Here is a 13,218-nt window from a genome sequence, read left to right on the forward strand (position 1 = left end):
GCGTGACGCGGACCACACTCCAGGCATGACGCATTTTCCGTCCCCGGCCGAGGAGTTGCGGGTCCTCGACTCCGAGCTGCGGCAACTCGACGCCCGCCGCGGCTTCCTGCTGGCGCGCCGCGCCTGGCTGATGAACGCCCTGTACGCACCCTCGTCCGCGCCCCCGCCCGCAGCGCCGCCCGTACGGCGACCCGAGGCGACGGCGCCCAGCGTCCAGAACGTGCTGCTGATCCTCGGGGGCGTCCTGCTGACCGTCGCGGCGATCGCGTTCACGCTGGTCAGCTGGGGACACATGGGAATCGCGGGCCGGGCCCTGGTCCTCGGCGCGGTGACCGTGGCCGCGCTCGGCACCCCGGTGCCGCTCCTGCGTCGTGGCCTGCGCTCGACCGCCGAGACGGTGTCCGGTCTCGGCCTCGCCCTGACGGTCCTGGACGCGTACGCCCTGCACGAGGTCGCGTTCACCGGGGCGGACGGCACGGGGTACGCGGCTGCCGCGTCGGCGGTGCTGGCGGCGATGTGGGCGGCGTACGGGCTGGGACTCGGCGCGCTGGTGCCCCGGGCCGCGGACACCGACTCGGCGATCACCCGCACCGCCCTCGGTCTGCCGCTCCCCCTCGCCCTCGTCGCCGCTCAACTCCCCTTCCTCCTCTGGTCGTTCGCGATGAACGCGGGCGTGCAGACGGTCACGGCCGTGGTGCTGGTGACAGCGGCGGCCGACACCGCTATCGCGCTCCGGGTGTCCCTCAAGCCGGTACGGATCGTCGCCGTCGTGGGCGCGTCCGGCTGGGGTGCCTGGGGTGTCCTGGCGGCCGGGTGGCTCTCGTGGGCCGCCGCCGGCCCGAGCGCCGCCGCCCGTGCGGCGGCGCTCCTCGCCCTAGCCGCGGCGATCGCCCTGACCACCGCCTGGCTCGCCCCGAAGCCGACCCTGGCCCTCGGCACCGCGGTCGCCGGAGGACTGCTCGCGGTGACGGGCCTCGGCGGCATCGCCCGCGCGGTCCTGCCCGACGTGTGGACGGTCCCGGGCTATCTGCTCTGCGGAATCGCCCTGTTGGCGACCGTGCGGACGTCCGCTCCCGAGCCCGTACGCCGAGGCCTCGCCCACGCCTCCGCCGTCGTCCAGGCCCTCGCCCTGGCCACCGCGCTGCCGGTCGTGGCCATCGCGCTGCTCGGCCCGGTCAGCCGACTGGAGCGCATCTGGTCCGGCGCGCCCGAGGACGCCCGTGCGGCGGTGACGCTCGACGTGCCGTGGCCCCCGAACACGGCGACCGTGCCCCTCATGCTCGCCGTGGTCGCCGGAGTACTGACCTTGACCGCGCGCACCGCCTCGTGGCGAACCCAGGCCCTGGTCGGCGCCTTCGTCCTCGCCTGGGCGACGGCCCTGGTGCTCCCGGCGGTCCTCGAACTGCCGTACACGGCCGGGCTGGTGGCGCACGGCCTCCTGTGCGTGGCCACGCTCGCCTTCGCGGGCCTCGCACGGTCGGCGCAAACCCAGCGGCTCCGGGCACCGCTGCCCCTCACCGGCGCGCTCCTGGCCCTCGTCACGTCCCTGAACCTGGCCCTCCACTCCCTCGCCACCGAACCGGTGACCCTCACCGTCCTCGCCGCCTCGACCGTCCTCTTCGCGGCGGCGGCATGGCGCACGGGCCTCGGCCCCCTCACCGCGCCCGCCTCCCTCGTCCACGCCACCGCCCTGACCTGCGCGATCGGCGCGTCTGCCGGCTGGGAGCCGCAGCACACGGCCCTGCTCGTCCTCGCCGTCCCGGCCGTCGCGGCCCTGGTCGCGGCACGCCTCGGCGCCTCGCCCATGACCATCCCGGTCGAGGCGGCCGGCGCCGCGGCCGGCCTCCTGGCGATCGCCCTCTCCGCCACGCACCCGCCCCTGCTGGCCCTGACCCTCGCGCTCTGCGGAGTCATCGCCGCGGGTACGGCCGTACGACCGGAGCGCAGAGCCGTCGGCTACGCCTCCGCCGCTCTGTTCGTGCTGGCCTCCTGGGTTCGGCTGGCGGTCTGGGAGGTCGGGTCCCCGGAGGCGTACACCCTGCCGGTGACCGTCCCGGCCCTGGTCGTCGGCCATCTGCGCCGGCGCCGGGACCGGACGACCTCGTCCTGGACGGCCTACGGCCCGGGACTCGCCGTCACGCTCGTCCCGAGCCTCGTCGCGGCCTGGGGCGACGAGCACTGGCTCCGCCCCCTGCTGCTGGGCTCCGCCGCCCTGGCCGTCACCCTGCTGGGCGCCCGCCACCGCCTCCAGGCCCCCCTGCTCCTCGGCGGCGCCGCACTCGCCCTGGTCACCCTGCACGAACTCGCGCCGTACATCGCCCAGGTCGTCGACGCCCTCCCCCGTTGGGTGCCTCCCGCACTCGCGGGCCTGGTACTGCTCGCCCTGGGCGCCACGTACGAGCAGCGGTTGCGTGACGCACGGCGTATGCGGGACATGCTCGGAAAGCTCGGCTGAGGCACCTCTCAGGGGCGCGGGGAACTGCGCGACCCGCCACAACGGACCCGCAGTTCCCCACCACGCCAAGCGTCCCCAGCCCCCGGCGCCCCGAGCGGAGCGTCACGGCATCTTGTCGCCCACCAACGCCAGGTTCTGGATCGCCGCCAACCCGTACAGCGCCGTCGCGTTGGTCGACACCCATGCCGCCTCGCTGCCCGGCACGAGCGCCGTCGGCCCCTCGATCTTCTTCGTGGACCAGTCGGTCGACTCCTTGTAGTCCCAGGTGTCGACGCTGTTGTAGAACTGCCGCCACGCCCGGGCCGCCAGCTTGTCGTCGCCCAACTGGACCGCCGCGTACGCGTCCTGCCGCGAATGGCCCTGGAAGAGCAGCAGGGAACCGAAGTTGGAACCGTAGCGGGCGGCCTGCTCCGCCTTCGTCGCGTTGAAGTAGCGGCAGTAGTCGAGCCACGCCTCCTTGAACTTGGGCATCTCGACCTGGTCGAGGAGTTCGGCGTTCAGCTCGACCAGGCCGAACATCGCCGACAGGTGCGAGACGCCGACCCTGGGCTCGGTGGCGACGGCGAACTTGCCGGTGTCCAGGTCGTACAGCGCGTTGCCCTGGACGAAGCCGTTGGGCTGGGCCGCGATCGTCTCCATCGTCGACAGCACGCGCGCCTTGGCCTTCTCCCACTTCGGGCCGCGCCGCTCCCACTCGGTCAGCCAGGCCGACACGAGCCCCGACCAGTCCGTGCCGAAGCCGATCGACAGAGCGTGCCGGTCGGGCGTGTACGGCTCGGTGCGGATCTTGCGGATGGGGTCGAGGACGAGGAACGTCTCGTCGGAGTCGACGTTGGCGTGCATGAGGTCGCCGACGCGTTCGTCGGCGGTGAGGAAGTAGTAGTAGCGGCGGTAGGTGGTGTTGGCGATCCGCTGCTGCTTGGCGCTGTCGGCGTAGTGCTGGACGCCGTGGCGGGTGCCGAGACCGGCCCATTTGCCCAGGTGGTAGACGTCGACCTCGCCGGTGTGGCGGGTCATGGCCTCGGCGAAACGGAAGATGTCCGCACGTCCGGAACGCATGTACGCGAACCAGAGCCACAGGTCCGGGGAGAGTTCGGAGTTGTCCCAGGCGTAGCCGCCGACGTCGTAGCACCACTGGTGGCGGCTGGGGTCGTAGCTGTGCATGATGTCGCCGTAGTCCCAGAAGCCGTACCAACGGCGCATCTCCACCTGGTCCTTGTAATAGGTGAAGAGGAAGTCGAGGTGGTCCTCGATCTTCGCCTTGGCGGCGGTGGAGCGGTCCGGCTCGGAGAACAGCTTGCCGAAGACGCCCGCCTTGATGAGCTGCTTGGGCGGGGCGGCGAGCTGCGGGGGTGTGCGGACGGCCTCGACCTGCTTGGCCATGTCCTCGGCGCTCGGGGTGGACTCGTGGGCCCAGAAGAGGAGTTCGCTGGTGCGGGCGATGCCGTAGGGGGTGCCGAACTCGGGCTCGTAGTCCTCGTACGTGATGTTGAGGCCTTCGAGCTGCTCGGGGTAGGTGTCCTGGCCCATGCCGTCGTGGTAGAAGCGCAGGTCCATGGGCTGCGCCTCGGGCGACCAGAGCCAGAGGGTGACCTCGGCGGTGTCGGTGTGCGCGTCGCGGATGTCGAGCTGCGCGGGGAACTTCTCCCAGAAGTCCCGCAGCCCGAAGGCGAAACCGCCGGACGCGCCGCCGACGTACCCGAAGCCGCTCGCCCGCCGGCCACCGCCGGCCGGGATCCAGCCGTGGCCCTTCTTGGTGCGCTTGCGGACACCGAAGCCATCGGCGGACAGCTGCGAGAGCGTGTAGTCGCCCCACTCGGGGATGTACTGCAGCCGGGTCGTCACCCGTTGGTCCCAGGTGGACGGGTCCGGCAGCTTCTTCCCCTCGAACTGGGCCGTGCGGACCGCCGTACCCGGGTCGCGCCGCAGACCCGTGACGCCCTTGACCGCCTCGCGCAGCAGGCCCGTGCCCTCACCGCCGATGCGGATGTGCCGGTCGTACGCGGCGTCGCGCATCGGGACCTTGAAGCGGACGCCGATGCCGCGGATGAAGTCGCCGCTGGCCTTTCCGGGCTCCTGGGTGCCGTCGAAGGTGATCGTGTGCACCATGCGGAACGACTCGGCGCCCGCGTAGAAGTAGAGGCGGATCGAGAAGGGCAGCCAGCTGCGGCTTCCCTTGCGGTGCTTGCCGTCGATGCGGACGACGGCACGGACCGGGCCCTCCTGCTCGGCCTCGACCTCGTCGATGACGCTCTCGAAGCGCTCGTACTTCTCGGTGCCCTGGTCGCCGTCCTCGATCTCGGGCTGGCGCAGCAGGACCAGACGGCCGGTGTTGGCGATCTCGGTGGAGCCGCGCAGCACGGACTTCACGAGCGTGGAGCCGCTCTTGCCGATCCTGGCGGTGATGACACCGGTCGACACGTCGATGGTGCCGCCGCTCTTGTCGACGGTGACCTTCTTCTGGGGCGCGGCCGGCGTGCCCGCGGCGAGGGTGAGCTTGCCGGAACCGGCGCCCGCCCCCACCGCGTGTGCCGTCCACTTCACGGAGCCGTCGGGCCAGTAGCCGATCGGCCAGGACTGCACCGCCACGGCCTTGCCGTCCGCGTCCGTCAAGGAAAACGACTGTTCTTTTTCGTACGCGCCCTTCGGCCACGGCACACCCACCGTCGAACCGGGAGCGGCGCCGAGTCCGCCGTCCTCCAGCCAGTCCAGGGTCACCGGGTCCGCCTCCGCGGCCTCGGCTCTGGGCGCGGCCTGCGCGCTCGTACTCCCTAGAGCCCAGCTGAACTGCGCGGCGGCTCCTGCGACGGCGGCCGCCTTGAGAAGGGACCTGCGGTCGATGGGGGACATGGCCTTTCCTTTCCGAACGGGAAGTCTTGCGTGCGGGTAGTCAGGGGCATGACAGAGAGAGGTGCGGCACCTCCGAGGGCACCGACCTGGGTGCGAGGCTCCGCCGCTTCGGTCAGCGGCGGCGCCGGTACCGCTCCTCGACGGCGACTGCCGCTGCCGCGACGGCCCCGAGAACCGGGATCGCCAGAGGCGCGACGAACCAGGCGGAGCAGGCCACCACGCCCAGTCCGCCGACCAGCAGAAAGGATCCGGCGGGGTCGAGCACCGTCCGCCGCCCGGCCGCGCCGAGCAGGGCCCGCCAGGTGGCACCGGGCCGCCAGACCGCCGCCGCGCGCAGTCCGGCGACGGCGGCGCCGATCAGCGCGAGGATCCCGATCGCACCGACCAGCGGCCCGCCCGGGATCCCGGCGCGTACGGCCTGGACGTCCACCCACACCGCCGCGAGCGCCACCCACCCGGCGAGCCCGACGAGCCAACCTCCGCGCACCGCCGTCCGGAAGTCGGCCACGAACTCCCGCCAGCCGCCGCCCTCATGAGCCGTCCGACGCCTCAGGTGGCGGGAGCCGGCGGCGAACGCCGCGGGGTACGTCACCAGCGGCAGCGCGGCCAGCGCGATCCACACTCCGGTGAGCAGACACTCGGCGAACAGCGCGAACCGTTCGGCGAGCACGGACTCCTCGCGGGGTGCGGCGGCCTTCGCACGGGCACGGGCCTGGGCCATGGTCAGCTCACCTCAGCCCTTCAGGCCCGAGGTGGCCATGCCGTCGATCAGATACCGCTGGAAGGCGAGGAAGAAGGCGAGCACCGGCAGCAGGGCCACCAGCGACATCGCGATCATGCCGCCGTAGTTGGCCACGGCGTCCTGGTCCACGAACATCTTCAGACCGAGCGAGACCGTGTACTTGTCGGGCGTATTCACATAGATCAGCGGGCCCATGAAGTCGTTCCAGGCGTTGATGAAGGTGAAGATCGCGCTGGTGATGAGCGCGGGCCGACACAGCGGCAGCACGATCGACCAGTAGATCCGGAAGTGGCCGCAGCCGTCGAGCCGGGCCGCCTCGTCGAGTTCCTTGGGCAGGTTCCGCATGAACTGCACCATCAGGAAGACGAAGAACGCCTCCGTGGCCAGGTATTTCGGGAGCAGGAGTGGGGTGTAGGTGTCGATCGCGCCCATGTTGCGGAACAGCACGTACTGCGGGATCAGCAGCACGTGGTAGGGCAACAGGAGGGTGCCGATCATCAGCGTGAAGAGCAGATTGCGGCCCGCGAACTTGATCTTCGAGAAGGCGTACGCGGTCAGCGAGCAGGACACCAGGATCCCGACCACCGAACCCACGGCGAGGGTGAGCGAGTTGAAGAAGAACGTGGAGATCGGGATGTCGGCGATGCCGTCGGTGAGCCGTGTGTAGTTGGAGATGATCGGATCGCTCGGCAACAGGTCCAGGCTGCCGACGATGTCATCGCTGTTCTTGAACGAACCCCCCACGACCCAGATCACCGGATAGAGGATCACCGCGAGGATCAGCAGGGATCCGATGTGCCAGGCGAGGGAGCCGGGCAGCTTGCGCCGGAGGGCGCCCCCCTTCGTGGACGGGGCCGGGGCTGGGGTGATCTCGGTGGCCTGTGCGCTCATCAGGCACCCTCCTCGTAGTGCACCCAGCGCTTCTGGGACCAGAACAGCACCGCCGTCACCAGGGCGACCGCGACCAGCAGCACCCAGGCCATGGCGGAGGCCAGGCCCATGCGGCTGTTCTCGAAGCCCTGGACGTACAGATAACAGGTATAGACCATCGAGCCGTCGGCCGGACCGCAGGCGCTGCCTCCGGCACCGCCGCCGACGATGTACGCCGAGCTGAAGATCTGGAACGAGTGGATCGTCTCCAGCAGGACGTTGAAGAAGAGGACCGGGGAGATCATCGGCAGGGTGATGTTCCAGAACCGCCGGAACGTACCCGCCCCGTCGACCTCGGCTGCCTCGTACAGCTCACGCGGCACCTGCTTGAGACCGGCGAGGAAGATGACCATGGGGGCACCGAACTGCCAGACGGTGAGCGCCACCAGGCTGTAGATGATCAGGTCCGGGTCACCGGTCCAGCCGCCGACGTCGATCCCGAAAAGCTTCTGCGTACGGTCGACGATGGCGTCGTCCGAGAAGATCGCCTTCCACACGATCGCGATGGAGACGCTCGCCCCGATCAGCGACGGGGCGTAGAAGGCGGCACGGTAGAAGGCCTGTCCGCGCCGCTTCTGGGCCAGCAGTAGCGCCACACCGAGGGCGGCGATCAATTTGATCGGCGTACCGACGACGACGTACCAGAGGGTCACCCGCACCGAGTTCTGCCAGCGCGGATCGGCGAACATCTCGGAGAAGTTGTCGAGGCCGATCCACTTGGGGGCGTCGAACAGGTTGTAGTCGGTGAAGGCGAAGTAGAGCGAGGCGACCATAGGGCCCGCTGTCAGCAGCAGGAACCCGGCGATCCACGGGGACATGAAGAGATAGCCGGCCAGGGTCTCCCGGCGGCCCCGCCGCTTGAGTGCGGCGGGGCGAGGAGACTTGGCCGGACGGTGCCGCGGCTCGGAGTCCTTGGTCAGGTCCTCCATCGCAGGGGCGTGTGTCACGGCGGTTCCCATCAGCTACCGAGAGCCGTCTTCGACTCGGTGAAGAACTGCTTGACGGCGTCGTCCACCGACCGCTTGCCCAGAGCGAGTTCATCGGCGATGCGCATGAACCCGGCCTCGCAGATGTCCGCCCCGTTCGGATGCGGGGTGATGGGCTCCAGGACACCGGCGTCGACGAGGGACTGCTCGTACTCGGCGATGGCCTTGTTCACCGGGTCGGTCGGCTTGAACGCGTCGTACTGGGCCTGTGTCGCGGGCACACCGCGGTCGTAGCCCATGATCTTGGCGACCTCGGGCTCGTGCACCATGAAGTCGATGAACTGCGCGACTTCCTTGGGGTGCTGGGTGCGCTTGGACGCGCTGAGCATGAGGGAGCCGAGGTACTGGCCGGTCTTCTTGCCGTCGGTGGTCGGGATGGGAGCCAGACCGTACTCGCTCTTGCCCTCGGAGGTGTAGCGGACGGTGAAGTTGTCCCAGGTGAACTCACCGGCGGCGAGTTCCGCGGCGACCGCCGACTTGGGCTTGGTCTGGGCGACCTTCTTGGGGTCGGCGTAGATGCCCTCCTTGATGCCCTTCTCGGCCTTCGTCCACCACTCCTTCAGGTCCGCCTCGGTGAAGCCGAGACCGGTCTCGGTGAAGAACGCCTTGCCGTTCTGGCGCAGGTAGAGGTCGTACAGGTACATGACCCCGTACATGCCGCTGTCGCCGGCGCGCCCCGCCTTGTCCCGGATCTTCTTCATCGCCGCGTCGAAGTCGTCCCAGGTCCAGCCCTGCTCCGGCTTCACACCGGACTTGGTGTACACGGGCTTGTCGATCACCAGCGCCATCGAGTTGGAACCGACCGGAACCCCGAGCAGCCTTCCGTCGACCTCGCCGAACTTCTCCAGGCCCGCCCGGAAGCCGTCCAGGGAGAGGTTGCCCGCCTCGACCTGTGCGTTGAGATCGAGCAGCACATTCTTCGCATCATATTTCCGCAGGAAGCCAATGGCATTCTGGAAGACATCCGGCGGATTGCCGCCGGAGGCCTGGGTGTTGAACTTCTTCCAGAAATCGGGATACACCTGGAAGTCCGTCTTCACCTTGATCTTCGGGTACTTCTTCTCGAAAAGCGCGATGGTTTTCTTGATGCGCTCCGCCCGGTCCTCCGCACCCCACCACGCGTAACGGATCGTCACCGTCCCGTCCCCCGACCCGCTGCCACCGCCGCAGGCCGTGGCCGTCGCCCCCAGACCCGCGACGGCCAGTGAGGCTCCGGCCGCCTTGAGGATCGTCCGCCTCTCCACGTTCTTGCCCTGCTGCATGGTTGAGCCTCCCCGCGACACCGCGTCCGCCTCATGAATCGTTTCAAGTAAGCGCTTGCTGGCACAAGCTACGGAGCCCCGCAGGAGACGTCAATGATTCGGACAGGATTTACTCGAACGCCGAGAGACAGCCGGGCAGGCCGCGAGGGCCCTGTCGTGACGGCCGGTCAAGTAAACGCCCAGGTAGGAGAGTTGCCGTCGACGGAACGGCCGCGACCACGACCTTGAGACGCATTCGGGGCGGGGCTGAAAGCGCCACGCGGCGGACAGGACCCCGCCACGCGCCGCGATCAGGTGGCGGACGGCGCCAACCGTGCGGGTGAGGTGCGCGCTCCGACCTGGCGCTCGCCCACCTTCGCGCCGACCTCACGCGAGGCGGGGACGGCGGTGCGGGAGGACGCCGGGACGAACACGGCACCCTCGCCACTGTCGAAGCGTGGAGAACTCCATGATCCATCGGAGGCCCGTGCCCGTCCGGTTCCAGGAGAACGCCACCAGCGACCGACTCAAGATCAGGCGATCCGGCCGGAGCCCCATAGGGCACTGCCCTTTGGGGCACTATCGCGCCTGATCAGACCTCTGAAACGATCCGGCTCGGGCTCGACTCGACGAGCTCCGCATCGCTTCGATTCCCGAATGGGGCGAAAGGAACCTCATGCGTAGGACATTAGGCCTGACCCTGGCCACCGTCGCCGCCGTCGGCAGCCTTGCCGTCACCACTCCCGCGTCCGCCGCGCCCGTCGCGCCGGTCACCGCCGTGACGGCGCAGGTCGCGCCCGCCGCTCCCGCCACCGACGCCTCGGCGGCGGGTTCGCGTCTGCTCTACAAGTACAACTTCCAGATCGTGAAGCGAAAGACGAAGGCCGGCGCCGAGAAGAAGGCGTTCAACGCCCTGAAGAACTGCTTCGGCGGCTGCACCTTCCCCGTCAAGGGCGCCGCGAAGAAGCTTCCCACACGCGACGGCACGACCATGAACCTGACGGCGTGCTTCGCGGATCCCTTCGGCTGCAAGAAGGCCCCGGTGAAGGTCTACCGCGGCGGCGTCAAGTACGGCTGGCACTTCATCGCGAAGAAGGGCCACTTCGACGGCACGGGCTCCCGGATCTACTTCACCATCTACCGGAAGCACGGGTACCTCTACCTCGGTGTCCGCGCCTACGTCACCAAGCCGACCATTCCGGACGGGCTGAACAAGAACACTGCCAACAGGACGTGGGGGACGTTCGCCGCCAACATCGGCCACAAGATGGGCAGTAGCTGAGCGGCCTTGCCTGATGTGTGCCCATGCACCCGGGCACGCTCCTGATGAACTTCGTAGCCGGGTCCTGCAGTAAGCAGTCCCATCAGTTCGAGCAGTTCGAGCAGTGAATGCCAGCGCGACATGAGCAGGCGGCAGACGGCCGGGTTCAAGCGGGGGGTGCACCCGGAAAGCGACCCACCATGACGAAAACGACCCGGCCCACGGTTTCCGTGGGCCGGGTCATCATCGGGTGGTGGGCGATACTGGGTTCGAACCAGTGACCTCTTCGGTGTGAACGAAGCGCTCTCCCACTGAGCTAATCGCCCGGATGCAGAAAGAACATTACCCCATGTCAGAGGGTGCCTCCGACCACACCCCGGATACCCCGTGCGACCCGGCGGGATTCACTGGTCCTTGATGTTCCAGGGCATCTCGAAGCCGAACTTCCAGACGTAGAAACCGACGAGGGCGGCCACGATCACCAGGCCGATCGTCGTCAGAATGATGTTGCGACGCCGGACTCTGGGGTCGAGCGCGCGCTGCGTGGCCTCGGTGACCTTCCGCTTGGTCCAGCGCAACACCAACTGGGCCCAGACGAATTCCGTCGCCCAGATCGCCATACCGCCGAAGATCACCACCCAGCCGGGGCCGGGCAGCGGCAGCATGATCACGCCCGCCACGACCACCGCGAGCCCGACGATGAAGATGACCACCTGCCAGCTCAGGTGCAGCATCCGCCGCGCCTTGACGAACTCCGGCGCACGAGATCCGAGCGGCGCTTCGTCCTTGGCCACATCGGCCTCACTGTTCGCTACGTTCGTGTCACTCTTCGTTCCGTCGGCCGCCGCGGCGGCCTCCTCCGTCCCGTCACTCCCCGTGTCCATACAGCCAAACCCTACCGGAGAGAAACCGGTCACCGGAATGGCCGTATCCACAGAAGACGGTCTCGGCCGGATGAGCTACTAAAAGCGACGCAAAACTCCCAGAGGGGTTTACAACGGCACCGTAGGTGGCATGTCGATTTCGCCGACGTGCGAATCCCCGAGCGCACACTGAGCGAAAGGCCTTGGCGCTTATGAACACCACGGTCAGCTGCGAGCTGCACCTGCGCCTCGTTGTGTCGAGCGAGTCCTCACTGCCTGTTCCCGCGGGACTGCGGTATGACACGGCCGATCCCTACGCCGTGCACGCCACCTTCCACACCGGAGCAGAGGAAACGGTCGAATGGGTGTTCGCCCGCGACCTCCTCGCCGAGGGCCTGCACCGGCCCACCGGCACCGGCGACGTCCGTGTCTGGCCGTCGCGCAGCCATGGCCAGGGCGTCGTGTGCATCGCCCTGAGCTCCCCGGAGGGCGAAGCCCTCCTCGAAGCCCCGGCGCGGGCCCTGGAGTCCTTCCTGAAGCGCACAGACGCCGCCGTGCCACCTGGCACGGAACACCGGCACTTCGACCTCGATCAGGAGCTCTCGCACATCCTGGCGGAGAGCTAGGGGGCGAGGGCCCACAGAGCCGCCCGGCGCCGTCCACTCGGGGAGACGGCTCGGGCCTAGACAACCGAATACGGCTTCAGGCCGACCCACCGACGCCGTCGTCGCGGACCTCCGCGCGGCGGCGTCGCCGTGCCGTGACCGAGCGGAACGGGACCGGGGCACCAATCGGCCCCCTGGGCCGTTCCGCTCGTACCAGAGGTGTGCGCCGAGCCGGTCCACACCGGCCCACCGCCTCGCCGAGCCATTACCATCGGCCAGCATCGGCGGGCGCCCGCCCGACCCTCGCAGGCCAGGGAGCGAATACGTGCTGATCACCCACGACACCCGGTGTTCCCTCGACGCCGTGGTGGATCTGGTGAACACCGTGCCGGAGAACGACACGGCGACGGACGGGCTCGCGGATGTCGCGGCGCTCGCCGACTTCGTACGAAACCACGAGGTCAGCGATGTCGGCGTGCTGTCGGAGTTCGACCTCGCGGCCGTACGCAAGGTCCGCGGCCGGTTCGCGGAGGTCTTCGCGGCCCCCGAGGCGGCCGATGCCGCCGCGGTCATCAACGATCTGATCGCCGCGGCGGGCACCACGCCCCGGCTCACCGATCACGACGGCTACGACTGGCATGTCCACTACTTCGCGCCCGGCGCGTCCCTCGCCGACCATCTCGCGGCCGACTGCGGCATGGCGCTCGCCTTCTTCGTCGTCGCCGGGGAGCAGGAGCGGCTGCGCCGCTGCGAAGCGCCGGACTGCCGGCGTGCCTTCGTCGACCTCTCCCGCAACCGCTCGCGCCGCTACTGCGACAGCCGCACCTGCGGAAACCGCCTGCATGTCGCCGCTTACCGGGCACGCCGCAAGGAGGCGGCGGGCTGAGGCGACGGGCCGGGGGCGGGTCGGCCTCGGCGGCGAGGGTGTGGACCGGGACTGACGGAGCCCTCGACGGGTGACGTCAGGGGCTCCGTTTACGGCTCAGAGCATCAGCAGGTCGTGCAGTGACGCCATGAGCAGCAGGCAGCCGATCACCGCTAGGAAGATCATCAGCGGTGGCTGGGAGAGCGCGAAGAGACAACCTCGCCGCTCCTGGGGTGGGGCGGTGGTGTCGCTCTGTGTTGTGTCCAGCATCTCGCCGCGATGATGACGCAGCGGAGACCCTCCGCGCGATCAACCCACCAGGAATGACGGAGAGTTCGCCAATATCCACACCCTACGGAGCGAACGTGATCACTTCGGTGCCGCCGCCCGACCTTCTGTGTCGTTTCAGTCCGCGGCGCT

At 69.1% G+C, this 13,218-nt stretch carries 11 protein-coding genes and 1 tRNA gene; 4 read left to right on the plus strand and 8 right to left on the minus strand.

What is annotated here, in order from left to right; all coding sequences use genetic code 11:
- The first annotated feature begins 25 nt into the window (after positions 1-25).
- Entirely contained in the window at positions 26-2,455 is a 2,430-nt protein-coding gene (locus OG272_RS08745) for an SCO7613 C-terminal domain-containing membrane protein (protein WP_405893002.1), read from the plus strand.
- 102 nt (positions 2,456-2,557) lie between these two features.
- Here OG272_RS08745 and OG272_RS08750 read toward each other — a convergent pair whose 3' ends face one another.
- The 5 genes from OG272_RS08750 to OG272_RS08770 form a co-directional block, all read right to left on the minus strand.
- Positions 2,558-5,305, minus strand: coding sequence for a Tat pathway signal sequence domain protein (locus OG272_RS08750; RefSeq protein ID WP_405893003.1), 2,748 nt, complete (start codon positions 5,303-5,305; stop codon positions 2,558-2,560).
- A 112-nt stretch (positions 5,306-5,417) separates the two neighbouring features.
- The gene (locus OG272_RS08755) at positions 5,418-6,026 is read right to left on the minus strand and encodes a hypothetical protein (protein ID WP_326584076.1); all 609 of its coding nucleotides are present in this window, start codon (positions 6,024-6,026) and stop codon (positions 5,418-5,420) included.
- 12 nt (positions 6,027-6,038) lie between these two features.
- Positions 6,039-6,938, minus strand: a complete 900-nt coding sequence (locus OG272_RS08760; RefSeq protein WP_326584075.1) for a carbohydrate ABC transporter permease — start codon at positions 6,936-6,938, stop codon at positions 6,039-6,041.
- Complete coding sequence (locus OG272_RS08765; RefSeq protein WP_257563056.1) at positions 6,938-7,936, minus strand: carbohydrate ABC transporter permease; 999 nt, start codon at positions 7,934-7,936, stop codon at positions 6,938-6,940. Before OG272_RS08765 ends, OG272_RS08760 begins: the two co-directional genes overlap by 1 nt.
- Positions 7,936-9,225, minus strand: coding sequence for an extracellular solute-binding protein (locus tag OG272_RS08770; protein WP_327730563.1), 1,290 nt, complete (start codon positions 9,223-9,225; stop codon positions 7,936-7,938). The genes OG272_RS08765 and OG272_RS08770 overlap by 1 nt, the downstream gene beginning before the upstream one ends.
- A gap of 655 nt (positions 9,226-9,880) precedes the next feature.
- Between OG272_RS08770 and OG272_RS08775 the strand changes: the two genes are divergently transcribed.
- Positions 9,881-10,486: a hypothetical protein gene (locus OG272_RS08775; RefSeq protein WP_326584073.1), complete on the plus strand. Its 606-nt coding sequence runs from the start codon at positions 9,881-9,883 to the stop codon at positions 10,484-10,486.
- A gap of 230 nt (positions 10,487-10,716) precedes the next feature.
- Here OG272_RS08775 and OG272_RS08780 read toward each other — a convergent pair.
- Together OG272_RS08780 and OG272_RS08785 are read right to left on the minus strand one after the other, a co-directional pair.
- A tRNA-Val gene (locus OG272_RS08780) sits at positions 10,717-10,791 on the minus strand.
- A 78-nt stretch (positions 10,792-10,869) separates the two neighbouring features.
- Positions 10,870-11,349, minus strand: a complete 480-nt coding sequence (locus tag OG272_RS08785) for a TIGR02611 family protein (protein ID WP_326585903.1) — start codon at positions 11,347-11,349, stop codon at positions 10,870-10,872.
- 191 nt (positions 11,350-11,540) lie between these two features.
- Here OG272_RS08785 and OG272_RS08790 point away from each other — a divergent pair, with 191 nt between their 5' ends.
- The gene (locus OG272_RS08790; protein ID WP_004002642.1) at positions 11,541-11,954 is read left to right on the plus strand and encodes an SsgA family sporulation/cell division regulator; all 414 of its coding nucleotides are present in this window, start codon (positions 11,541-11,543) and stop codon (positions 11,952-11,954) included.
- 304 nt (positions 11,955-12,258) lie between these two features.
- Entirely contained in the window at positions 12,259-12,819 is a 561-nt protein-coding gene (locus OG272_RS08795; protein WP_326584069.1) for a CGNR zinc finger domain-containing protein, read from the plus strand.
- A gap of 96 nt (positions 12,820-12,915) precedes the next feature.
- Here OG272_RS08795 and OG272_RS08800 read toward each other — a convergent pair whose 3' ends face one another.
- Complete coding sequence (locus OG272_RS08800) at positions 12,916-13,068, minus strand: hypothetical protein (RefSeq protein ID WP_200300465.1); 153 nt, start codon at positions 13,066-13,068, stop codon at positions 12,916-12,918.
- Positions 13,069-13,218: the final 150 nt, after the last annotated feature.

The sequence above is a fragment of the Streptomyces sp. NBC_00104 genome (assembly GCF_045160825.1).
GTDB lineage: Bacteria > Actinomycetota > Actinomycetes > Streptomycetales > Streptomycetaceae > Streptomyces.